The organism is Shewanella polaris (genome assembly GCF_006385555.1).
Taxonomy (GTDB): domain Bacteria; phylum Pseudomonadota; class Gammaproteobacteria; order Enterobacterales; family Shewanellaceae; genus Shewanella; species Shewanella polaris.
In genome coordinates, this window is sequence record NZ_CP041036.1 from 19,145 (window position 1) to 41,168 (window position 22,024).

23 protein-coding genes are annotated in these 22,024 nt (G+C 40.6%); 15 read left to right on the top strand and 8 right to left on the bottom strand.

From position 1 onward, the window contains the following. Window positions 1-39: 39 nt before the first annotated feature. The 4 genes from pepQ (at window position 40) to hemG (FH971_RS00085) (ending at window position 4,027) form a co-directional block, all read left to right on the top strand. Window positions 40-1,359, top strand: coding sequence for a Xaa-Pro dipeptidase (pepQ, locus tag FH971_RS00070; RefSeq protein ID WP_140232859.1), 1,320 nt, complete (start codon window positions 40-42; stop codon window positions 1,357-1,359). After that, entirely contained in the window at window positions 1,352-1,966 is a 615-nt protein-coding gene (locus tag FH971_RS00075) for a YigZ family protein (protein WP_140232861.1), read from the top strand. Before pepQ ends, FH971_RS00075 begins: the two co-directional genes overlap by 8 nt. Window positions 1,967-2,039: 73 nt before the next feature. Further along, window positions 2,040-3,497, top strand: a complete 1,458-nt coding sequence (locus FH971_RS00080; protein WP_140232863.1) for a TrkH family potassium uptake protein — start codon at window positions 2,040-2,042, stop codon at window positions 3,495-3,497. Beyond that, window positions 3,497-4,027 carry a menaquinone-dependent protoporphyrinogen IX dehydrogenase gene (hemG, locus tag FH971_RS00085; RefSeq protein ID WP_137224076.1) on the top strand — a complete coding sequence of 177 codons (531 nt, stop codon included), beginning with the start codon at window positions 3,497-3,499 and terminating at the stop codon, window positions 4,025-4,027. The genes FH971_RS00080 and hemG (FH971_RS00085) overlap by 1 nt, the downstream gene beginning before the upstream one ends. A gap of 276 nt (window positions 4,028-4,303) precedes the next feature. Here the strand turns inward: hemG (FH971_RS00085) and FH971_RS00090 are convergent, their stop codons facing one another. Beyond that, the gene (locus FH971_RS00090; RefSeq protein WP_011635510.1) at window positions 4,304-4,609 is read right to left on the bottom strand and encodes an ArsR/SmtB family transcription factor; all 306 of its coding nucleotides are present in this window, start codon (window positions 4,607-4,609) and stop codon (window positions 4,304-4,306) included. 200 nt (window positions 4,610-4,809) lie between these two features. On the opposite strand from FH971_RS00090, the gene hemG (FH971_RS00095) reads away from it, so the two are divergent. After that, window positions 4,810-5,355 carry a menaquinone-dependent protoporphyrinogen IX dehydrogenase gene (gene hemG / locus FH971_RS00095; RefSeq protein WP_137224074.1) on the top strand — a complete coding sequence of 182 codons (546 nt, stop codon included), beginning with the start codon at window positions 4,810-4,812 and terminating at the stop codon, window positions 5,353-5,355. 179 nt (window positions 5,356-5,534) lie between these two features. Here hemG (FH971_RS00095) and FH971_RS00100 read toward each other — a convergent pair whose 3' ends face one another. The 5 genes from FH971_RS00100 to def are packed head-to-tail and all read right to left on the bottom strand — an operon-like array spanning window position 5,535 to window position 11,172. After that, the gene (locus tag FH971_RS00100) at window positions 5,535-6,977 is read right to left on the bottom strand and encodes a TrkH family potassium uptake protein (protein WP_137224072.1); all 1,443 of its coding nucleotides are present in this window, start codon (window positions 6,975-6,977) and stop codon (window positions 5,535-5,537) included. Window positions 6,978-6,983: 6 nt separating this feature from the next. Beyond that, on the bottom strand, window positions 6,984-8,393 hold the full coding sequence (trkA, locus tag FH971_RS00105) for a Trk system potassium transporter TrkA (protein ID WP_137224070.1): 1,410 nt from the start codon (window positions 8,391-8,393) through the stop codon (window positions 6,984-6,986). Window positions 8,394-8,409: 16 nt separating this feature from the next. Further along, window positions 8,410-9,693 carry a 16S rRNA (cytosine(967)-C(5))-methyltransferase RsmB gene (rsmB, locus tag FH971_RS00110; protein WP_140232865.1) on the bottom strand — a complete coding sequence of 428 codons (1,284 nt, stop codon included), beginning with the start codon at window positions 9,691-9,693 and terminating at the stop codon, window positions 8,410-8,412. Between the two features lies 1 nt (window position 9,694). Next, window positions 9,695-10,651 (bottom strand): methionyl-tRNA formyltransferase, encoded by a 957-nt coding sequence (fmt, locus tag FH971_RS00115; RefSeq protein ID WP_137224066.1) that lies wholly within the window; start codon window positions 10,649-10,651, stop codon window positions 9,695-9,697. 8 nt (window positions 10,652-10,659) lie between these two features. Continuing rightward, a complete protein-coding gene (def, locus tag FH971_RS00120; protein ID WP_217495333.1) occupies window positions 10,660-11,172 on the bottom strand; it encodes a peptide deformylase in 513 nt (170 codons plus the stop codon). 126 nt (window positions 11,173-11,298) lie between these two features. On the opposite strand from def, the gene FH971_RS00125 reads away from it, so the two are divergent. The 6 genes from FH971_RS00125 (at window position 11,299) to hemF (ending at window position 16,148) form a co-directional block, all read left to right on the top strand. Continuing rightward, on the top strand, window positions 11,299-12,408 hold the full coding sequence (locus FH971_RS00125; RefSeq protein ID WP_140232868.1) for a LysM peptidoglycan-binding domain-containing protein: 1,110 nt from the start codon (window positions 11,299-11,301) through the stop codon (window positions 12,406-12,408). 83 nt (window positions 12,409-12,491) lie between these two features. Further along, window positions 12,492-13,508, top strand: coding sequence for a DNA-processing protein DprA (gene dprA, locus FH971_RS00130; RefSeq protein ID WP_140232871.1), 1,017 nt, complete (start codon window positions 12,492-12,494; stop codon window positions 13,506-13,508). A 2-nt stretch (window positions 13,509-13,510) separates the two neighbouring features. Next, complete coding sequence (locus FH971_RS00135; RefSeq protein WP_140232873.1) at window positions 13,511-13,984, top strand: DUF494 family protein; 474 nt, start codon at window positions 13,511-13,513, stop codon at window positions 13,982-13,984. 59 nt (window positions 13,985-14,043) lie between these two features. After that, on the top strand, window positions 14,044-14,607 hold the full coding sequence (locus FH971_RS00140; protein ID WP_137224055.1) for a DNA topoisomerase family protein: 564 nt from the start codon (window positions 14,044-14,046) through the stop codon (window positions 14,605-14,607). A 37-nt stretch (window positions 14,608-14,644) separates the two neighbouring features. After that, window positions 14,645-15,211, top strand: coding sequence for an L-threonylcarbamoyladenylate synthase type 1 TsaC (gene tsaC / locus FH971_RS00145; protein WP_140232875.1), 567 nt, complete (start codon window positions 14,645-14,647; stop codon window positions 15,209-15,211). A gap of 4 nt (window positions 15,212-15,215) precedes the next feature. Continuing rightward, a complete protein-coding gene (hemF, locus tag FH971_RS00150) occupies window positions 15,216-16,148 on the top strand; it encodes an oxygen-dependent coproporphyrinogen oxidase (RefSeq protein WP_137224051.1) in 933 nt (310 codons plus the stop codon). A 24-nt stretch (window positions 16,149-16,172) separates the two neighbouring features. Here hemF and FH971_RS00155 read toward each other — a convergent pair whose 3' ends face one another. Further along, window positions 16,173-16,607: a group II truncated hemoglobin gene (locus tag FH971_RS00155; protein ID WP_137227376.1), complete on the bottom strand. Its 435-nt coding sequence runs from the start codon at window positions 16,605-16,607 to the stop codon at window positions 16,173-16,175. A 161-nt stretch (window positions 16,608-16,768) separates the two neighbouring features. Between FH971_RS00155 and FH971_RS00160 the strand changes: the two genes are divergently transcribed. Genes FH971_RS00160 through FH971_RS00175 form a run of 4 tightly spaced genes read left to right on the top strand, consistent with a single transcriptional unit; the run spans window position 16,769 to window position 20,545 of the window. Continuing rightward, entirely contained in the window at window positions 16,769-18,151 is a 1,383-nt protein-coding gene (locus FH971_RS00160) for an amidohydrolase (protein WP_140232877.1), read from the top strand. 11 nt (window positions 18,152-18,162) lie between these two features. Then, window positions 18,163-19,398, top strand: coding sequence for an amidohydrolase family protein (locus FH971_RS00165; RefSeq protein WP_140232879.1), 1,236 nt, complete (start codon window positions 18,163-18,165; stop codon window positions 19,396-19,398). A 56-nt stretch (window positions 19,399-19,454) separates the two neighbouring features. Then, complete coding sequence (aroE, locus tag FH971_RS00170; RefSeq protein WP_140232881.1) at window positions 19,455-20,288, top strand: shikimate dehydrogenase; 834 nt, start codon at window positions 19,455-19,457, stop codon at window positions 20,286-20,288. Next, complete coding sequence (locus tag FH971_RS00175; protein WP_137224043.1) at window positions 20,288-20,545, top strand: DUF1488 family protein; 258 nt, start codon at window positions 20,288-20,290, stop codon at window positions 20,543-20,545. Before aroE ends, FH971_RS00175 begins: the two co-directional genes overlap by 1 nt. 415 nt (window positions 20,546-20,960) lie before the next feature. On the opposite strand, the gene FH971_RS00180 is transcribed toward FH971_RS00175, so the two are convergent. Then, a complete protein-coding gene (locus FH971_RS00180) occupies window positions 20,961-21,506 on the bottom strand; it encodes a gamma carbonic anhydrase family protein (protein ID WP_140232883.1) in 546 nt (181 codons plus the stop codon). Window positions 21,507-22,024 lie beyond the last annotated feature (518 nt).

Genomic DNA, 22,024 nt, shown 5'->3' on the forward strand with positions numbered 1-22,024 from the left:
TAGACTCAATAAGTTAATATTTATGAAAAGGGATAGTCAATGGATCAGTTAGCCCATCTATATCATGCACACATCGGTGAGCTAAATCGTCGTGTTGCTGAAATTTGCCAACGTGAAAATATATCGGGTTTAGTGATTCACTCGGGACAACCTCATCGACAATTTTTAGATGACTTAAACTATCCCTTTAAAGTGAACCCACAATTTAAAGCTTGGTTACCTATTTTGGATACAGCTAATTGTTGGTTAATTGCGAATGGCCAAGATAAACCGACTTTAGTTTTTTATCGTCCGGTCGACTTTTGGCATAAAGTCAACGACGTACCACAAGCTTTTTGGACTGAACATTTTGATATTCAGTTACTGACTAAGCCTGATCGTATTGCTGACTATTTGCCTAAAAGTCTGACATCATGGGCTTATATAGGTGAGCATTTAGACGTGGCTGATATATTAGGTTTTACCGCTCGGAATCCGGATGCGGTAATGAACTATTTACATTATCACCGTGCAGATAAAACTCAGTATGAGCTTGAGTGTATGCGCCGAGCCAACCAAATTGCGGTAAAGGGCCATTTAGCCGCTAAAAATGCCTTTTATAATGGTGCGACTGAATTTGAAATCCAACAGCAGTACTTACTTGAAATTGGTCAGGGTGAAAACGAAGTACCTTATGGCAACATTGTGGCTTTAAACCAAAATGCGGCCATTTTGCATTACACTGCTTTAGAACATGTAAATCCTGTACAACGTTTATCATTTCTTATCGATGCAGGGGCTAGCTATCACGGATATGCTGCCGATATCACTCGAACTTATGCATTTGAAAAAAACCGTTTCTGTGAGTTAATTGCCGCACTCAATAAGGTACAGTTAGCCATTATTGATACTATGAAACCCGGAGTTAAATACACCGACTTGCATATTGCGACTCATCAACATATTGCACAATTACTAATTAATTTTGATATTGCAAAAGGCAGTATTGAGCAGTTAATTGAGCAAGGTATTACTCGAGCATTTTTCCCTCATGGATTAGGGCACATGCTAGGGCTTCAAGTTCATGATATGGGGGGATATGCTCATGATGAACGTGGTACCAATATTGCTGCACCAGGCGATCACCCATTTTTGCGTTGTACTCGGGTGTTAGCACCAAATCAAGTATTAACGATTGAACCCGGTTTATACATTATTGATACCTTACTTGAACAATTATCAATATCAGCTAAACAAGCGGTTAATTGGAATACTATTGATGAGCTTCGCCCATTTGGTGGTATTCGTATCGAAGACAATGTCATTGTTCATCATAATCGTAATGAAAATATGACAAGAGAGTCTGGTTTAGTTGATTGAGTCATACTTAATACCACAAGCTAACATATTGATAGAAGAAGAGATAAAGCATAGCCGCTTTATCTCTTTGTTATTTCATTGCCCGCACCCGAGTGACATGAAGTTAGTACTTACTGACGTGAGGTTGCAATATCCTGGAGCAAACCATTATTGCTACGCATTTGTAGCTGGCAGCCCTGAAAATACCATTGACATGGGCGCCAGTGACGATGGTGAACCATCAGGTAGCGCTGGCAAACCCATGCTAGCGTGCTTACAAGGCGCAAACATTGGCGAGCTAGGGGTTATTGTAGTGCGTTATTTTGGTGGTACTAAATTGGGCGTGGGTGGTTTAGTGCGTGCTTATACCTCGGGTATAAAGCAAGGATTAACTCAAATACAAACTCAAGTTAAGCATATAAGGTACCCTGTAAGCTTAGTGTGTCATTATTCCCAACTAACAGATGTTGAGTATTTAGTGGCTCTGCATGATGGTGAGATTGTTGATAAAGTATTTTCCGAGATTGTAGAAATACACTTTGAATTGGCTAAATCGCATCATCTGGCTTTTAATCAAGCATTAGCGACGCTGACCCAAGGTCAGCTACAAGTAAAGTTTACAGTTTGAGCTATGACTAACTTATGCCAAAATGTCACTTAATTGTTAAATTCGACGCAGTACAACTTAAACAGAATCCTTAATGCAATATAAAACAATTATTAGAATCACCGGTTTGCTGATGGGATTATTTTCAATCACCATGTTGCCATCAGCATTAGTGGCTATCTTATATAAAGATGGTGGCGGTACCGCCTTTATTCAGGCTTTTTCTGTCAGTATTTTTTTAGGCTTTTTATTATGGTATCCCAACCGTCATGAAAAAGGTGATCTTAGAACTCGCGAAGGCTTCTTGATTGTAGTGCTGTTTTGGACAGTACTAGGATCAATTGGTGCACTGCCATTTATTTTTTCTAATAACCCAGATTTAAGTTGGACTGATAGTTTTTTTGAATCGTTTTCGGCCTTAACAACAACGGGAGCAACGGTCATCGTTGGGTTAGATGACCTCCCTAAGTCAATATTGTTTTATCGCCATTTACTACAATGGATGGGGGGGATGGGTATTATCGTACTGGCTGTAGCTATTTTACCGCTACTGGGTATTGGTGGTATGCAACTCTATAAAGCAGAAGTACCTGGGCCAGTGAAAGATACCAAGGTTACGCCTCGAATAGCCGAAACAGCGAAAGCGTTATGGTACATCTACTTTTTACTTACTACCGCTTGTGCATTGGCATTTTATTTTGCTGGCATGGATGCATTTGATGCTATTTGCCATTCATTTTCGACCATTGCTATTGGTGGCTTTTCCACCCACGATGCCAGTATAGGTTATTTTGAAAGTCCGCTGATTAACGTTATTTGTGCGGTTTTCTTGTTGATTGCAGCGGTTAATTTTAGCTTACATTTTGCCGCATTTACTCGCCGCGGTATTAACGTTAAAGTCTATTTGAAAGACGCCGAATTTAAGGTGTTAATTGCTGTTCAGCTGTTGCTTACGGCAATTTGTTTTACGACTTTATATCAGTCTGGTATTTATGATTCTCCAGAGAAAACCCTCGATTATGCTTTTTTTCAAGTCGTTTCTATTTCAACAACTGCGGGGTTTGGTACTGAAAGCTTCCATTCTTGGCCGTTGTTCTTGCCTATTCTATTAATTTTTTCTAGTTTTATTGGTGGTTGCGCTGGTTCTACTGGTGGTGGTATGAAAGTGATTCGCTTAATTTTGCTTATCTTGCAAGGTTCACGTGAAATGAAACGATTAATCCATCCTAAAGCAATGTATTCGATTCGAATTGGAACAATGGCATTGCCAGATAGAGTTATTGATGCCGTTTGGGGTTTCTTTTCTGCCTATGCGTTGGTGTTTGTTGTGTGTATGGTGATATTAATGGCCATGGATATGGATGCCATCACAGCATTTAGTGCGACCGCAGCAAGTTTAAATAACTTGGGACCAGGACTCGGGGACGTCGCCTCTAATTATGCCAGTATTACAGACGGCGCTAAGTGGGTACTGGTAATGGCAATGCTATTTGGTCGATTAGAAGTATTCACCTTACTGGTATTATTCACTCCTACGTTTTGGAAAAATTAATGTTAAATACAGTTATTTTATATTCAACGGTTGATGGTCAGACACTGGCAATTTGTCAGAAAATTAAGCAAGTACTAACTGAACAAGGTGAGCAAGTAAGTGTAGTTAATTTAGCGGCTGCTGATGTTAATGATTTAGCTTCTGTGGACAAAGTGGTTATAGGTGCCAGTATTCGATACGGCAAACATCGACCTGAATTGTTCAAGTTTGTTGAGCAACACCAAGCGATACTCGATACCAAGTTAAATAGTTTTTTTACCGTCAATGTCGTCGCAAGAAAGCCTGAAAAAAATACTCCAGAAACCAATCCATATATGCAAAAGTTTTTAGGATTATCGGCTTGGAAACCTAAGCTATTAGGCGTGTTTGCGGGCAAGATTGATTATCCTCGTTATCGTTTTGTTGATAAGTTCATGATTCGATTTATCATGTGGATGACGAAAGGACCGACAGATACTCAGGGAACGTTCGAGTTTACGGATTGGGGTAAAGTAGACGAGTTCGCTAAACAAATCGCAGCGCAAAAATAACCTCATCATATTTGTAGTAAATTTAATGCGTTTTTAGTTAACACGATTAATCCCTTCTCGGTATAACAGTAGGGACAACTCGGTAAAGTGGCTTTATTTAACACCTGTAATATCAAAGTTACCATTTGTTGTGCGAACCAAGCACTTTTACGTGTTAATAACAGATTTTTTGCAAATCAAACCAACCAAGGGTAACGGGATGATGGTAGTTTGATAAACATTTATTATCCCAGAGCTTGTTAACGGCCAATGTAGCGGCCTAAACTTCAGTGTTGTTTAAGCACAGTAGCGGCGATGAAGAATAGAAATAACTTCAGTGACTTGCTCATTTTTCAGGGTGTAATAAACCACTTGTGAACTCTTGCGAGTGTTAACCAAATCTTGGGTGCGTAATACCGCTAAATGTTGTGATAATGCCGATTGGCTCAAAGGAACCGTTTCATTTAACTCAGTGACACTTAGTTCTTGTTCTAACAATAAACATAAAATCATTAAGCGGTAAGGATTGGCAATGGCTTTTAGCCATTGTGCTGCCGTTTCTGCATTATTTAGCATTGTTGCAACGTCAATATCTTGCTTCATGAGTGTCCTTATATATGACCTGTAATTACGTAGAGGGTGAGTGCTATTAAATTTCTTGTATCATCATACTGCTGCATCACAGAGATCTCAATTTTAACTATTAAATATATGAGCTATTTCTAATTTGTGATCATTGCAGGGGTTTAAAATCGCTTTTATTGCCAAAATGAGACAAATTATCCAATAATGAGAATTAAAAAATGGCCAATATTTTAGTGTTATATTATTCCCGAGGTGGTCATACGGCACATATTAGCCGAGTAATTGCACAGCAAATTGAATCCAAAGGTAATCATTGTGATGTTGTTAATATTCAAGATAAAGCGACTATTGAATGGTCTAAATACCAAGCCGTTGCGTTAGGTGCTTGTGTGTTATATGGCTCATATCATAAATCAGTATTTAAGTTTGTTCGCGAAAACAAGCAGCATTTATCACAAATACCAAATAGTTTTTTTTGCGTTAGCGTTGTGGCTCGTAAACCAGAAAAACGAATTCCTGAAAATAATACCTATTTGCAAAAGTTTTTAACCTTGTCAGAGTGGAAACCGCAGGATGTTAAAATTATTGCTGGTAAAGTCGATTATCCTTCATGGCCTTGGTATGACAGTTTTATGATCCGTCTTATCATGAAAATGACTGATGGTCCTACTGACCCCACCGCAATTATTGATTATACCGACTGGGAAGATGTAAAGGTTTACGGTGATCATATTGTCGAATTAGCGACGGCTGTACCTGCGTAGTCGCTGTTGTACCAACTCAACCTCCTGATAAATGATCTGTGTCAGGGGGAATCAACATTTATCCTTAGTACTTAATTCTCCTAGCCGCTTACTTACGTAACTGGTTTTTAATATATTATCTTTGTTGTTTTTAGTAGTAAAGTCTATATGTATCAAATAAATATCACTATATATCGATATTAAAAATGCCAGAACTTAGGATGAAATAACACTGCAACAGTCAGTATTTCTAAGCGCCCCAATAACATTCCTAATGCCAATGCCCATTTAGCAATATCGGGAAGGGGAGCAAAATTTCCGGCTGGACCTATAATTGGACCAAGGCCTGGTCCTACATTGGCTACTGCTGTAATAGCACCAGTAAAGCTGGTCATAGGATCTAATCCGGTCAGTACCAGAATAATTGAAAGTGTTAATATAACGATAACCATCAACATAAAAAAAGCCATGATTGAGCGGACGATATCATTTCGAATACTATGGCCGTTATATTTGTCTTTAAACACACCATTAGGATGGAATTGTTGTTTAATTTGCTGGCGCATTATTGAGAAGGCAATTTGAAAACGAAATATTTTTATCCCGCCAGAGGTTGAACCTGAGCAACTGCCGATAAACATTAAAAATAGAAATACGACACTAGCGACAGCCCCCCAAGATTGATAGTCCGTTAATCCATAACCTGTGGTTGTGATAACTGAAATCACATTAAAGCTGGATAACCTAAATGCATCTAAAAAATCTATGCTTTGGTGTTGCCACAACCAACATGCCAATGAAAATGACACCAGTAATACCAAGGTTAAAAAGCCTCTTACTTGTTGATCATTCCATATGCGCAAACTGCCTTGTTGAATGGTTTGCACAAACATTAGTAGCGGTAACCCGCCGGCTAACATAAACACGATACCAACCCAATGCGCCGAGTGTGAAAAGGCCGCCATCGAACGATCGGAGGTCGAGTATCCTCCTGTTGATAATGTGGTCATTGCATGATTAATTGCTTCAAACCAATGCATGCCAGCAAGATGATAGGACAATGCGCATAACAGCGTTAATACGACATAAATAAGAAATAAGTGTTTGGCCATATGCTGGGTTCGAGGCGTAGTCTTGTCGCTCCAATCTGACGATTCCGTTCTAAATAGGCGCATTCCTCCCACATTCAAAAATGGCAAGATTGCTACTGCCATTACAATAAAACCAATACCGCCAAGCCATTGAAGTAACGAACGCCAGATTAAAATGCTGTGGTCCATGGTGTCTAACCCCGATAGTACCGTTGAACCGGTAGTGGTGATCCCTGACATGGTTTCAAAAAAGGCATCTGTATAATTAATACCGTGATAAAGAGTGAAGGGCAGTGCGGCAAATAGACTGACAACAAACCAAGTGATACTGGTGAGTAAATACATATCACGAATATTGAGATTAAAATGATGGTTACGGCCATTTTGAATACACAAAATAGCAATCAAACCGGTAAATAAACCAGATATCATAAAGTCACCAATGGTTTCTTCGCTATAAAATAGCGCAAAACCCATTGGTATTAACATAAATCCTGTCAGTATCGAGAGGAAAATGCCGAGAATGAAAACAATCTGTTTTACATTAAACATTGTAAATTAGAAGAAAAACGCACTAGGTTGGAACAACTTTTCTACATCACCGATAAACTTCTTATTTACTAAAAATAAAATGACATGGTCACCCTGTTCTATTACCGTTTTATCGTGGCCCATTAATACTTCATCATTACGTACAATGGCACCAATGGTGGTGCCCGGCGGTAATTTAATGTCGCCAATTTTTTTCCCCACAACTTTTGAAGTGCTTGAGTCACCATGGGCGATAGCTTCAATAGCCTCTGCCGCGCCGCGACGTAATGAGTAAACATTACAAATATCACCTTGGCGAATATGAGTTAATAAAGCTGAAATAGTGGCTTGTTGAGGGGATATGGCAATATCGATGTTAGCTTCTTGCACAATATCGACATAGGCTTCACGCTGGATCAACACCATGACTTTTTTAGCGCCCATGCGTTTGGCTAAAAGTGCAGACATAATATTGGCTTCATCATCATTGGTGACGGCAATAAATACATCGGTTTGATCTATGTGTTCTTCAAGCAATAATTCTTGGTCTGATGCATCACCACAAAACACCGTAGTTTTTACGAGTTTTTCCGACAACATCTCGGCGCGCTCTTGACGGTGCTCAATCAATTTAACCGAGTGAGTGCGTTGCAGTTTTTGGGCAAGACCAAAACCAATATTACCGCCACCAGCTATCATGATATTGCGGTAAGAATTATCCAGTTTTTGCATCTCACTCATTACCGCACGAATATGACGACTATCAGCGACGAAAAATACTTCATCATCGGCTTCAATAATCGTGGTGCCGCGCGGCATAATAGGTCGGCCTTGTCTAAAAATAGCCGCGACTCGGGTATCAATATTCGGCATATGCTCACGTAATGTCGCTAACGCATTGCCGACTAATGGACCACCGTAATAAGCTTTAACTGCCACGAGACTGAGTTTTCCTTTTGCAAATTCAAGTACTTGAAGTGCTCCTGGGTATTCAACTAATCTTTGTATGTAAGTGGTTACTAACTGTTCTGGCGCGATGAGTTCATCAATAATAAAACCGCCACGGGGCTTAGCATCACCACTTTTAATCTCGCTACTGATAAATAGTTTATCTTGAAGCTCCAAATAAGCTTCTGAGCGAATACGAGCAATTTTTGTCGGTGTACCAAATAAGCTGTAAGCGATTTGGCATGCTGACATGTTGCATTCATCACTGTTGGTTACTGCAATGAGCATGTCTGCATCTTCTGCTCCTGCTTCTTTTAATACACTTGGGTGGGCGCCATGACCGACAACAACACGCAAATCAAATTTGTCCTGCAACAATCTTAATCGAGCTCTATCACTGTCGACTAGTGTGATGTCGTTATTTTCACCGACCAAGTTTTCAGCTAATGTGCCACCAACTTGCCCTGCGCCTAAAATAATAATTTTCATGGCTTGAAGTACATCCTTAAAGTGCTTTAACTAGGCGCGCGTAATAAAAGCCGTCCATATTATTTTGCCCTGGCAAAATTTGCCAACCGATATCATCGCGATGAGTTTGTTGCTCTATCGGTACTAAATTCGCATCAGGCGTACGAGCTAGAAACTGTTCAACTTGCTGGCTATTTTCTTGGGGCAAAATAGAACAAGTTGCATATAATAAGGTGCCACCCGGTTTAAGCCATTGCCAGCAATGATCTAATATCTGTTTTTGTAAGTTAGCTAACTCTTCAATATCGCTATTTTTACGCAACCATTTTATGTCTGGGTGACGGCGAATTACCCCAGTGGCAGAGCAAGGTGCATCAAGTAATATTCGATCGAATTGCTGTCCTTGCCACCATGATGGGATGTCTGCTGCATCGCCGTGAATAAGTTGCGCTTTTAAATGTAACCTGTCCAGATTTTGTTGTACTCGAACAAGACGTTTTTGATCAAAGTCGACAGCGACTAAATTGATATTGGGAGCTAGCTCTAGTAAATGGCAACTCTTGCCACCTGGTGCGGCACAAGCATCTAAAATAAGTTCATCTGCTGTTGGTGCAAGTAAGGTTGCTGCCCATTGTGCTGCGCCATCTTGCACCGATGCTGCGCCTTCCATAAAGTCTGGTAACGCTGCGACATCTTTTGCGCTTTCGAGCAATATAGCATCTTGGCTTAAACCAACTTGGGTTTGAATATCATGTTGGGCTAGTGCTGCTAAATAGACCTCACGTGTTTGTGATTGTTGATTGTTTCGGAGCCACATTGGTGGACGCTGGTGGCTTTGTTCGATAATGGCTTGCCAGCTTTCTGGGTACGCTTGTTGTAAACGCTTAATAAACCAAGCCGGAGTATTAAAACGTAATGTATCTGAGTCGGTATTTAATGCGGCATCTTGGCGCTGAATATTACGCAATACACCATTGACCACTTTGACCAAACCATCGAAACGTAACTGTCTGCAGGCTTCCGCTGTTTCAGAAATAGCGGCATGTGCAGGAATGCGAGTAAAGTAAAGTTGGTAACAACCAACAATCAATAGTTGATGCAATATTCGCTGCTTACCTTTAAACGGTTTAGCTAGGCAGTCGCTTACACATTTGTCTAGCTGTGGTAATTGACGCATTACGCCGTAACATAACTCTGCCAGTAAGGCTTTGTCTTTGCCGTTTTCTAAGTGTTGTTGTTGATCGGGTAGCGCTACTGATAATGACGTACCTTTTTCGAGTACTTCATAAATCGCTTTAGCTGCCAGTGCGCGCACATTCATGCTAGTTAGCCTCTTGGTTTAAACACACACCAGCAGCGAACCAATCACTACGAGCATTAAGAATGTCAGCCACATTAAGGGGCTTTTTGTTAGGCAGTTGCATGGTTTGAATAATTAACTTGCCGTCCGCTGTCGCAACTTCAATACCTTGTTTAGTTGCAGCAATAATCGTTCCCGGTGACTCGGTGCATATCTCATCGGAATAATCAGCTTGCCAGACTTTAATGGTACTTTGTTGATGTTCAAAATAACTGACTGGCCAAGGATTGAACGCACGGATGTCTTGCCATAATTGCTTAGCACTTTTATGCCAATCAAGACGAGCTTCTTCTTTTGATAGTTTCTCTGCGTAATTTGCGAGTGTTTCATCTTGCTTTTTAGCGGTTAAGGTCCCTTCGCTTAATCCTGATAAGGCCTGAATTAATGCTTGTGGGCCTTGAACTGCCAACTTTTCATATAGACTCGCTGAAGTGTCTGTATTGTCGATAGGTAGAAATGTTTTTAATAGCATATCGCCAGTATCTAGGCCTATATCCATTTGCATAATGGTGACACCCGTTTCGGCATCTCCAGCCCATAATGCTCTTTGTATAGGAGCCGCTCCGCGCCAACGAGGTAAAATTGAACCGTGAACATTAATACAACCTAAACGCGGAGTATCAAGCACTATCTTCGGTAAAATCAATCCATAAGCCACTACCACCATAATATCTGCATTAAGGTGTGCTAACTCAGCCTGAGCCTCTTCTTTACGTAATGATGCTGGTTGAAATACCGCAATATCATGCTCTAAAGCCAAGGTCTTTACTGGACTAGCTGTGAGTTTCTTGCCTCGTCCTGCGGGTCTATCTGGTTGAGTATAAGTGGCTACTACATCATGTTCAGAATCGATGAGTGCTTGTAAATGTCTAGCCGCGAAATCCGGAGTACCGGCAAAGATTATTTTTAACGGTTTCAAATGACTTCCTATGCTTCTCTAGCATCTAAACGAGCTTCTTTTTCAAGCTTAGTTTTAATGCGCTGGCGTTTTAATGGCGATAAATAATCGACAAATAACTTGCCATTAAGGTGATCTATTTCATGCTGAATACAAATGGCAAATAACTCGTCAGCTTCAACAGTAAATTCATTACCATGGCGATCTAACGCTTTTAAAGTGACATATTCTGCACGATCAACTTTGGCGTAAATCCCCGGTACTGAAAGGCAACCTTCTTCATTTGCCAAGTCGCCACTACTGGCCATTATTTGAGGATTAATAAAAACGGTTGGACGATCAACTTCATCTTGTAAATCCATCACAATAAGTCGCTGATGAAAATCGACTTGCGTGGCGGCTAGGCCAATACCTTTTTCTAGGTACATGGTCTCGAGCATGTTATCTATTTGTGTTTGTAGTTGCGGACCAAAATCCGTTACTGGTTGAGCTATAGTACGTAAACGCTCATCTGGAAATCGTAAAACATTAAGTATTGGCATATATAAACTCTTAACAAGTCTGTCAAATTTCAGCCAGAAAGCTATACTGGCAATTGTAATTAGGGTAATTTTAATCCTTACGGGCTATCAATAACAGTAAAAAGCTCTAATAAAGAGCTAAACAACATGGATTTCACCATGAAACGCTTATTATTACTTGTTTTTCTATGTTTAAATTTTTCTTTGGCTAGTGCGGATACATTAACACTGAAAGTTGGTGGTCATCCAGATACGTATGTCGTTAAAAAAGGCGATACGTTATGGGATATTTCTGGTTATTTTTTAAATGATCCCTGGCGTTGGCCTAAATTGTGGGGAAATAATCCATTAATTGCGAATCCGCATTTAATTTATCCCGGTGATCGACTGACTTTGGAATTTATTGATGGTCAACCTCGTTTAGTGGTTAAGCAACACATCAAAAAGAGCCCTGAAGGTCGTGTTATATCGAAAAATGGCCCTATTCCAGCTGTAGATCTTGCCTTAATTAAGCCCTATTTGGTACAGAATAGGGTGGTTGATCCTAGATGGTTAGATGGGCAGCCAATTGTTATGAGCGGTGAGAGTCCTTCGATTCATCATGTCGTCAATGACGTTGTATATGTTAATGCAATGCTTGAACAAGGCCTTAAAGTTGCTATTTACCAAACTGGCCGTGAGTTTTTCTCCCCTGAGAGTGGTGAGTTATTAGGCCGAGAAATTATTTTAGCATCAACTGGCCGAGTTATTGAATCTGGGACTGTGTCGAAAGTTGAACTGCTCAGCAGTTTACGCGAAACCAAAGGTGGCTATCATGTGACACCTGTTGAAGATGAAGCGTTAATGTCGGCATATTTTATTCCTAAAGCAGCAGACTTAAGTGTGCCTACCTCAATTATTGCTACCATAGGCAATATTCGTGAAGCGGGTAAACTTGACGTGGTATATATTGATCGTGGTGCAGATGATGGTGTTAAGACTGGTCATGTTTTTTCAATGTTCCGCGATGGTGAAAACATTGTCATTGATAACGATGGTAATCCTGTCCGTCCCCTTGATAGTTCAACTTACGATAAAGTCCTTGCACAGTTTTCAGAAGAGACGGCTTATAAAATGCCTGATGTTTTCCATGGTAATTTAATGGTCTTTAAAGTGTTTGATAAAACTAGTTTAGGATTGATTATGTTTAGTGGCCGCCCTGTTCGAGTGGGTGATAAGTTGTCTAAACCAGAGCCATTAACGATTAAAGGTGAATAATTTCAGATAAACTGGTCGACTGGCTAGTTGTTTGTGCAGTATCTGGGCTAGGACCGGCCCGGGTTCAACAATTATTAACTCAGATGGACGTTGAAGAAATTCGTCAACGTTTAGAGTTTGAACCACAGGCTTTGCCCTTGCCGGCAAACCTGCTGGCTAAGTGCCATATAGACTTTAACAAAGTGGAGCAAGCCTTAGCATGGCTTGATTCGCAACCAAATCACTATATTGTGACTCTTTCTGATCCCCTTTATCCTCCATTACTTTCTCAGATTACCGATCCGCCACCAGTGTTATTTGTTAAAGGTCAGATATTGTCCCTAGTTTTGCCTAGTATAGCGGTGGTTGGCAGCCGTAATGCCTCTCGTGGTGGCTTAGATATGACTGCCGAACTCGCTTATCAGTTAGCCAACCAAGGTTTTGCAATTACTAGTGGTATGGCGACAGGCATTGATGGTGCTGCACATAAAGCGGCAATAAACGCGAACGGTAAAACAATTGCGGTTCTTGGCACTGGAGCCGAGTGTATTTATCCTAAACGCCATCAAAATTTGTATCACGATATTATCAATACTGGTTGTGTCATCAGTGAGTATTGGCCAAACATTGGGCCTTTCTCTGGTAATTTTCCGCGGCGTAACCGTATTGTCAGCGGCCTAAGTTTAGGTACCGTAGTCGTTGAGGCAAGTCGTAAAAGTGGCTCATTAATTAGTGCTCGGCTGGCTATGGAGCAAAACCGTGAGGTGTTTGCTGTTCCGGGGTCTGTATTAGGCGGTTATAGCCAAGGTTGTCATGATTTAATTAAAAATGGAGCAAAACTTGTCGAGTCTGCTGCCGATATAATAGAAGAATTAGGCTGTTTATCGGATTATCACCTTGAACAATTGCATCAACGGCACCATATACAGGATAATGAAGTTTGTAATTTGCCATTTCCTCCGCTGTTAGCTAGTGTAGGATATGAAACGACAGCCATAGATGCTGTGGTTGAGGATAGTGGGAAGACAATAGATCTGGTGTTAATACAAATGCTTGAACTCGAGTTACAAGGGTGGGTTGCAGCAGTGCCCGGTGGTTACGTCAGACTAAAGAGGAGTTAGCCATGTTTGATATCCTCATGTATTTATTTGAAAATTATGTTCATAGTGAAATTGAACTATTAGTTGATGAAGATGAACTCACTAAAGAGTTAACTCGTGCGGGTTTTCATCAAGTAGATATTATAAAAGCACTTTCTTGGTTAGAGCACCTTGCTGATCTACAAGAAAGCGATAAACCGTACTTGTGCAATCATGCACAACATTCATTCCGTATCTATACCAAAGCGGAAATGGCTAAATTAGATGTTGAGAGCCGTGGTTTTTTACTGTTTTTAGAACAGATCCAAGTGCTCAGTGTTGAAACTCGCGAAATGGTCATTGACCGTGTCATGGAGTTAGATGAGCCAACATTGGTGTTAGAAGATCTTAAATGGGTGGTATTAATGGTACTATTTAATGTGCCTGGAAATGAGTCTGCTTATGAGCAAATGGAAGATTTAATCTTCGAGCAGCCAGAAGGGCGATTACACTCATAATAAAAAGGAGGCTTGGCCTCCTTTTTTAGGACTCTAAAATATTATTTATTGAGAACACCATGTCGAAAATTGATCCACAGCTGTTTAATGTCCACGAGCATGCATTAGATAAAGAGTTTGAGCTTTGTCCTGCTTGTGGATCTGAGTTGTCGGTTAGACATAGTAAACATGGTGGCTTTGTCGGTTGTAATAATTATCCAACATGTGATTATACTCGTCCATTAGTGCAACATGAGTCGATAGAAACTCAAGTCATCAGCGGTTCAGTGTGCCCTAAATGTGGTAATGAACTGGCGGTTAAATCGGGGCGTTTTGGTATTTTTATCGGTTGTACGCATTATCCTGAATGTACCCATATTGAAAAACACGATAATACTAATCAAGCTGAACAGATTACCTGTCCTCAGTGTGCTAAAGGCCACCTTGAGTCTCGAACCAGTCGATATGGGAAAACTTTTTTTGCTTGCAGTGCCTACCCAAAATGTAAGTTTATCGTAAACTATCCTCCATATAATGAAGCTTGCCCTGATTGTGGTTTCGGAATTTTAGTAGAACGAAAAGGGGCGGCTGGTAGTCGAGTCGAGTGTCCGCAAAAATCCTGTAAATATAAGCGAGCTTTATAGTTTTCGTTTTAAAATTAATTTGATGCAAGGGAATTTAATGTTGCAATTGCAGCCATCTGCTGTCGCCGCCGTTATAAACCAAGGTGGAGTGATTGCTTATCCTACTGAAGCTGTATTTGGTTTAGGATGTGATCCTGACAACGACAGTGCTATCGAAAAATTGTTAGCAGTTAAACAGCGTCCTTGGCAAAAAGGGTTAATTTTAGTTGCCAGTTCTTTGGAGCAACTTGTTCCTTATATTGATATCACTCAACTAACATGGGAGCAATTGCAGTTTGTGCAATCTAAATGGCCTGGACCATTTACGTTTATCATGCCTATTAAAGCGCATGTATCTAAATTACTTTGTGGTGAGTTTGACTCTATCGCCGTGCGTGTCTCAGCTCATCCCGTCGTGCGTGAATTGTGCAATACCCTCAATAAACCTTTAGTATCGACAAGTGCCAATTTAGCTGGTGAGTTACCAGTAGTCGATGCGCAACATATCATCACTGATTTTAGCGATAAAATTGAGGCATTGATTTTAGGTCAGCTGGGCGAACAACGTCAGCCATCAACTATTATAGATGCCCGCAGTGGTCAGATCCTTCGTACTGGAAGTTAATATTATGTCAAACAATCTTTCTCAAGTGCCTGACGCACAAAAAGTAAAATCATTTTTACTCGTATTGCAGCAAAATATTTGTCAGCGTTTAGAGCTACTCGATGGCAAAGCCACTTTCAAAGCTGATTCATGGGAGCGTGAAGAAGGCGGTGGTGGTACTAGTCGGGTATTAACCCAAGGCAAGGTATTTGAACAAGCTGGAGTTAATTTTTCACATGTGATGGGTGATGCTATGCCTGCCTCGGCCACTGCGCATCGTCCTGAATTGGCTGGCCGTAGTTTTGAGGCGATGGGTGTATCTTTAGTTATCCACCCTAATAATCCCTATATTCCTACAACCCATGCCAATGTGCGTTTTTTTATTGCTCATAAAGAAGGGGCCGACCCTGTGTGGTGGTTTGGTGGTGGATTTGATTTAACGCCATACTATCCATTTAAAGAAGATGTGATCAGCTGGCATCAAATGGCTAAAGATATTTGCGATCCATTTGGCGAAGAAGTTTATCCTAAATACAAAAAATGGTGTGATGAGTACTTCTTCTTACCTCACCGTAATGAAACGCGTGGTGTAGGTGGACTCTTTTTTGATGATTTAAACAAACCTGGTTTTGAACGTAGTTTTGAGTTTATGCAAGCGGTTGGTAATGGTTTTATTGAAGCTTATGAGCCAATAGTCGAACGCAACAAAGAATTGGTATTTGGTGATGATGAACGTCAATTTCAACTTTATCGTCGTGGCCGCTATGTTGAGTTTAACTTGGTTTACGACCGAGGTACCTTGTTTGGCTTACAAACGGGTGGGCGCACTGAATCTATTTTAATGTCGATGCCGCCATTGGTGCGCTGGGAATATGGATATACTCCAGAAGAGGATAGCCCTGAAGCTGAATTGTATGACATCTACTTAAAACCACAAGACTGGTTAGCTAAATTCTAGTACTTAGTACGCTGTTGTATTGAGTCATCGGTTACGCATGTTGTCTGCTAGGGTCGAAATAGCCTGAATAATCACTTGTTGATGTTCAGGCTTTTTTATTGTGTTTTTAATGGCTGCACGCATACACATTAACCATTGTTCTCGCATCGACTCATCAATCGCAAAGGGCATGTGTCTCGCGCGCAAAGCTGGATGACCATATTTTTGTTGATACAGTTGCGGCCCACCTAACCAACCGCTTAAAAATTCATACAGTTTTTGTTCTGAATCTGCAATTGGCGATCGATGTATGGCTAATAATGCTTGGGCTTCAGGGCGTTGTTGCATTTGTTGGTAGAAGTCATGAGCAATTGCGCGGATGACTTTATCTCCACCAATAATGTCGTAGGCATTAGATTGGCTTGTGTCTCTACTAATATCGGCTTGAGGTTTGGTGAATAATTTACGTAACCAGTTCATATTATCTGCCATTAAGAATATCGGCTTCATTATATCTAAATCATTACCGTTACAGTGATTCTTTTTTTTGTTAACATTTTGATACCAACTATTTAACGATTAGTCTGTATTTTGATAATTATCTTAGTTAGATTGGAGGTCAAATAACAAAGGAGATCCCAATGGTAAAACTGATGCCTTCATTGGTTGCTGTAGCTTTTTCAACCGCAGTAATAGGTTGTAGCCCTGCAGAACAACAAGATAAAAAAATTACAATCAATGCTAACCCGTATCCAAGTACTTACCATGTGCTGCCCAATTCAACCACGCTACTTAAAAATGCCATTGTGTTAACTGGTACAGGTAAACGTATTGATGAGGCTGATGTGTTAATTAAAGACGGTAAAATTAGTGCTGTAGGAAAACAGTTAGTTGCTGAAGGTGCTGTGGTTATTAATGCTAAAGGCAAGTGGATTACTCCGGGTATTATTGATGTACATTCGCACTTAGGCGTATATCCAAGCCCGAACGCCGAGTCACATAATGACGGTAATGAAATGACGAATCCCGTTACCGCTGAAGTTTGGGCTGAGCATAGTGTGTGGCCACAAGATCCTGGTTTTAATCGTGCCCGTGAAGGCGGTATTACAACATTACAAATCTTACCTGGTTCTGCCAATCTTATTGGTGGCCGAGGCGTGACTCTCAAAAATGTCCCCGCTACTACCATGCAAGCTATGAAGTTCCCTAATGCCCCTTACGGTTTAAAAATGGCCTGCGGTGAAAACCCTAAAAACCTTTATGGAAGCCGTAATGAATTACCCATGACACGTATGGGGAATATGGCGGGTTACCGTACTGCATTTATTCAGGCTACAGAATATAAACGGGCATGGGACAAATATGATGCTGATTATGCTGCTGGTAAAAATCCTGAGGTACCAGAACGAGACTTGATGAAAGACACGTTAAAAGGTGTGCTTGAAGGTGACATTCTTATTCACAATCATTGTTATAAAGCTGAAGAGATGGCAATGATGATCGACTTAGGCAAAGAATTTGGTTATCACGCAGGAACATTCCACCATGCTGTAGAAGGTTATAAAATTGCAGATTTACTGGCTGAAAACGGTAACTGTGCCGCTATGTGGCCAGATTGGTGGGGCTTTAAATTAGAAGCTTATGACATGGTGCTTGAAAATGTTGCAATGGTTGATGCGGTTAAAAACTCTTGCGCAATAGTACACTCCGATTCAGGTGTAACGATTCAACGCTTAAATCAAGAAACTGCCAAAATAATGCATAGGGCTAATGAAAACGGATTTGATTTGAAAGAAGAACACGTGATTGGTTGGCTTACCGCTAATGCGGCAAAATCATTGGGGATTAGCGATAAAACCGGCTCTCTTGAGCAAGGTAAAAATGCTGATTTAGTGGTGTGGAATACCAACCCGTTTAGTGTTTATGCTCAAGCGGAACAAGTATTTATCGATGGCGCGAAAGTATATGACCGTCAAGACCCAGCCTATCAGGCACAAAGTGACTTTATGTTAGGTCAGCAATAAGGAGCAAGATAATGACACTATTCAATAAATCCGTGATTGCATTCAGCCTTGCGTTAAGTAGTGCTGCTCAAGCTGAAAGTGTAGCCATTATTCATGCAACCGTGCATACAGTGACTGATCAAGGTGTATTAACCGATGCCACAGTTGTGATTGAAGACGGTACGATTGTGGCCATTAATCCACAATCGCCCACTGCCGATACCATTATTGATGCCAAAGGCGCAATATTAACACCAGGCTTTATTGCTAGCATGAATGACTTGGGGCTAGTAGAGATCGGTGCCGTATCTGCATCACGTGATACTTACGAAAAAGAAGCCGATATTATTTTTGACCCCAGCTTAGCTTATAACCCCAAAGCTTCTACCGTACCATTTGCTCGCAAAGGTGGTATAACCCGTAACATCGTATCATCTGGTGGTGGCGAAGGCATTTTTTCGGGGCAGACTTTTACAGTGGATTTAAGTGGTAATTGGGACAGCCTACTGGCAGCTAATACGGGATTGGTGGTTGCTTTGGGAGCCTCGAAAGAGGGGTCCCGTGCGACAGGTATGCAACAATTAATTAATAAGCTCGAAGATGCTAAAAAAGCCCAAGTGAAAAAAACACCAAAGACCGCTAAAGCCAAAGATGAACCTAGTCGGGAAGACAGTGTTGTTAACGCAGTGCTTGCGGGCGAGAAATCATTAATCGTTTCAGTCGACCGTGCCAGTGATATCTTGCATTTAATTAAGCTTAAACAGGAATTTGGCCTTGATCTCATTTTGGTTAATGCAGCCGATGCCATAATAGTGGCAGATCAGTTAGCGAAAGCGAAAATCCCAGTGGTTATCGACAGCATGCGTAACTTGCCAGAAAGTTTTGATTCATTACATAACTCACTTGAAAATGCAGGTAAACTAACTAAAGCCGGAGTGAAAGTGGCCATTGCCTTGCCTGGTGATAGTCATAGTATTTATGCTCTACGTTTTAGTGCCGGAAATGCCGTTGCTAATGGGATGGATTATGATGATGCACTGGCTGCTGTGACAGCAAATGTAGCTGATATTTTTCATTTAGATTCAGGACAAATAGCCGTGGGGAAACCTGCTGATTTAGTTTTATGGAGTGGCGACCCTTTCGAGTTTAGTAGTAAAGTAAAAAAGATGTGGATAGCAGGTGAAGAACAAAGTACTGACAGCCGTCAAGACAAACTACGTGATCGCTATTTACAAAAAACAGCTATGCCAAAAGCATATAGCCGTTAACATCTCACGATGGATGTGGGATGTATCCCTAAATCGTTAACCAAGAGATGAAGCGAATGACAGATAAGTATGCTGTATTTGGTAACCCAATAGCGCAAAGTAAGTCGCCATTTATTCATACTGAGTTTGCTAAGCAAACTCAGCAAGACATAAGCTATGAAGCCATTCTCGCCCCTGTTGATCAATTTGAAACTTCGCTAACGGCATTCTTTGCCGATGGCGGAAAAGGTGCCAATGTCACTGCACCATTTAAAGAGCAAGCATTTGCTATGTGCGACGAGCTCAGTGAAATCGCTAAACTCGCTGGCGCAGTCAACACCTTGTTTAATTTACCTGATGGTAAAATTGGTGGTGACAACACAGATGGTGTTGGTTTGGTGAACGATTTAGAAATGCTGTTTGGTTCACTAAAAGGTAAGCGAGTTTTATTGGTGGGTGCTGGTGGCGCGGCAAGAGGTTGTATTTTACCTATATTGCAGCACAATGTGGCTCAGTTGATTATCTGTAATCGGACTCATGAAAAAGCAGAGCAACTCCAAGACTTATTTAATGAATACGGCAACTTTTTTGCTCAACCCATTGAAAAATTACTATCGCCATTTGATTTAGTTATTAACTCAACCTCAGCAGGACTATCCGGGCAGCTCATTACTTTACCTAACGTTATCGTCGATGAAACCACAGATTGTTACGATATGACCTACAGTCAAGATACCACGGTATTCAATCAATGGGCGCAAGAGCGGCATGCTCGTAAAACCGCAGATGGGTTAGGGATGTTGGTTGGTCAAGCTGCGGAAAGTTTTAAGCTATGGAGAGGTGTCACCCCTGATAAAGGACCTGTAATGCGTAAATTACGAGAGTTATTGGCACAAGAGGCATCAGACTAATGAATCAAAGCGTCATTTTTAGTGACCAACTCTATGTTGAAACAAATCAAGTAAGGTTTATTGCTCAACAACAGGGGATGAATATTAATTGCTTTGCTAGCTTTGCTGTTATTAGCGAACTTTGTGATGATCAACTAGTGAGTGAAAATAACGTTATAAATATGTTTGAAAAGTGTCGTTTTGACCTAGAAGACAAAGCAGAACTCTTGATTGAGCAAGAGCAGTTTAATGGCAAGGGCGATATTAGTATTAAATAACAGATTTAATACTATCGACTTGTTTGAGGTGCTGTTGGTTTCAACCTTTTTGTCGTTTTTAAGAGTACATGTTGTTATCTACTTTTCTAAATACAATTGTCAAATCTTGATCATATTGTGAAAACCATAGTTAAATCGAATGGCCGGTGAGTATGCTGTTAAAGTTTATGCCAATAACTTAATTTGCTGCTCTAAAGTCTCTATTTGGTCATAACATAAAGCCACAAACTCATCGTGGCCTTAATGTGCCAGCAAAAATTTAGAACTATAGTGCATTTAATGACTATCTATTAATATCAGTCATTAGAAGCATGGTGTTAATTTTTTCAAGGTATGTATAGATGGATACATTTGACAAGGTTTAAAGCAAATGAACCAATGTGGAATTGGTCCATCGTGCGATTCTACATTACGATTACTGCTGTAAATCCACTAAATATTCATTTTTTAAACGAACATAATTATCAGATGATTGAGGTAAAAAAGCGCGCTCTGCGGCTGTTAAAAGCCGAACTTGTTTGCATGGGCTGCCTACATATAAGTAACCACTTTGCAAAACCTTATTCGGTGGCACTAATGAACCTGCACCCAAAATCACGTCATCCTCTACGACTGCACCATCAAGCAATATAGATCCCATACCTATTAACACCCGATGACCAACCTTACAGCCATGCAACATTGCTTTATGACCTATAGTTACGTCATCACCGATGATCAATGGATGGCCAACAGGATTTGCTGCTGATTTACGGGTTACATGCAATATACTGCCGTCTTGGACATTACTGCGTTTACCGATACGGATTTTATTCACATCGCCGCGAGCAGCCACTAATGGCCAAATACTGGCATCACGGTCTAATTTTATGTCACCAACAAGCACTGCAGACTCATCAACGTAGACGTTATCAGCTAAATCGGGGTGTATTCCTTGGTAAGTTCTTACATTCGTAGACATAACAATCCTTATATTTCGTAGTTTGAGACAGTATAATGCTTAAAAACTAGCTGGTCAGGCTAAATTATCCGCAAACAAGCCCGGAATGACAAATAACCTTAAAAAAGGGGTTGCACTAAATCTTGTGTTGCCTATAATGCGCATCCACTGACACGGCAGACAGCGCAAGCGGTCACCGGGTTAGGTTGAATTAAGTGCTTCAAAACACTGAGTTCAGCAGCGAAAAGAAAGTTTGAAAAAACACTTGACGCAGCAATCGGAACGCGTAAAATACGCCTCCCAAGCCAACGACCTAGCGTCTTATGGCGATACCTGAAAAATCGGTATCATCGCTCTTTAACAATCTAAACAAGAAATCTGTGTGGACATTCACAGGTATTGAGTTATTCGAAATTGTCTTCTGTTCTTCGGAATGTAGGCAATCAAAAAATTTCAACTCAATGCAACGATGAATGTTCATAGCAATATGTAACAAGCATTTTATAGATTCTTCCGAGTTTATAAGGTGTAAATCAGAA

What these genes read in the sequence shown, in the direction of transcription:
- hemF (WP_137224051.1), top strand. Translation starts at nt 15,216, where the DNA reads ATGTCAAACAATCTTTCTCAAGTGCCTGACGCACAAAAAGTAAAATCA.
- def (WP_217495333.1), bottom strand. Translation starts at nt 11,172, where the DNA reads ATGCCAATACTTAATGTTTTACGATTTCCAGATGAGCGTTTACGTACT.
- FH971_RS00100 (WP_137224072.1), bottom strand. Translation starts at nt 6,977, where the DNA reads ATGTTTAATGTAAAACAGATTGTTTTCATTCTCGGCATTTTCCTCTCG.
- FH971_RS00140 (WP_137224055.1), top strand. Translation starts at nt 14,044, where the DNA reads ATGTCGAAAATTGATCCACAGCTGTTTAATGTCCACGAGCATGCATTA.
- FH971_RS00165 (WP_140232879.1), top strand. Translation starts at nt 18,163, where the DNA reads ATGACACTATTCAATAAATCCGTGATTGCATTCAGCCTTGCGTTAAGT.
- FH971_RS00160 (WP_140232877.1), top strand. Translation starts at nt 16,769, where the DNA reads ATGGTAAAACTGATGCCTTCATTGGTTGCTGTAGCTTTTTCAACCGCA.
- FH971_RS00125 (WP_140232868.1), top strand. Translation starts at nt 11,299, where the DNA reads ATGGATTTCACCATGAAACGCTTATTATTACTTGTTTTTCTATGTTTA.
- hemG (WP_137224076.1), top strand. Translation starts at nt 3,497, where the DNA reads ATGTTAAATACAGTTATTTTATATTCAACGGTTGATGGTCAGACACTG.
- trkA (WP_137224070.1), bottom strand. Translation starts at nt 8,393, where the DNA reads ATGAAAATTATTATTTTAGGCGCAGGGCAAGTTGGTGGCACATTAGCT.
- FH971_RS00155 (WP_137227376.1), bottom strand. Translation starts at nt 16,607, where the DNA reads ATGAACTGGTTACGTAAATTATTCACCAAACCTCAAGCCGATATTAGT.
- hemG (WP_137224074.1), top strand. Translation starts at nt 4,810, where the DNA reads ATGGCCAATATTTTAGTGTTATATTATTCCCGAGGTGGTCATACGGCA.
- FH971_RS00080 (WP_140232863.1), top strand. Translation starts at nt 2,040, where the DNA reads ATGCAATATAAAACAATTATTAGAATCACCGGTTTGCTGATGGGATTA.
- dprA (WP_140232871.1), top strand. Translation starts at nt 12,492, where the DNA reads ATGGACGTTGAAGAAATTCGTCAACGTTTAGAGTTTGAACCACAGGCT.
- aroE (WP_140232881.1), top strand. Translation starts at nt 19,455, where the DNA reads ATGACAGATAAGTATGCTGTATTTGGTAACCCAATAGCGCAAAGTAAG.
- pepQ (WP_140232859.1), top strand. Translation starts at nt 40, where the DNA reads ATGGATCAGTTAGCCCATCTATATCATGCACACATCGGTGAGCTAAAT.
- tsaC (WP_140232875.1), top strand. Translation starts at nt 14,645, where the DNA reads ATGTTGCAATTGCAGCCATCTGCTGTCGCCGCCGTTATAAACCAAGGT.
- FH971_RS00175 (WP_137224043.1), top strand. Translation starts at nt 20,288, where the DNA reads ATGAATCAAAGCGTCATTTTTAGTGACCAACTCTATGTTGAAACAAAT.
- rsmB (WP_140232865.1), bottom strand. Translation starts at nt 9,693, where the DNA reads ATGAATGTGCGCGCACTGGCAGCTAAAGCGATTTATGAAGTACTCGAA.
- FH971_RS00135 (WP_140232873.1), top strand. Translation starts at nt 13,511, where the DNA reads ATGTTTGATATCCTCATGTATTTATTTGAAAATTATGTTCATAGTGAA.
- FH971_RS00180 (WP_140232883.1), bottom strand. Translation starts at nt 21,506, where the DNA reads ATGTCTACGAATGTAAGAACTTACCAAGGAATACACCCCGATTTAGCT.
- FH971_RS00090 (WP_011635510.1), bottom strand. Translation starts at nt 4,609, where the DNA reads ATGAAGCAAGATATTGACGTTGCAACAATGCTAAATAATGCAGAAACG.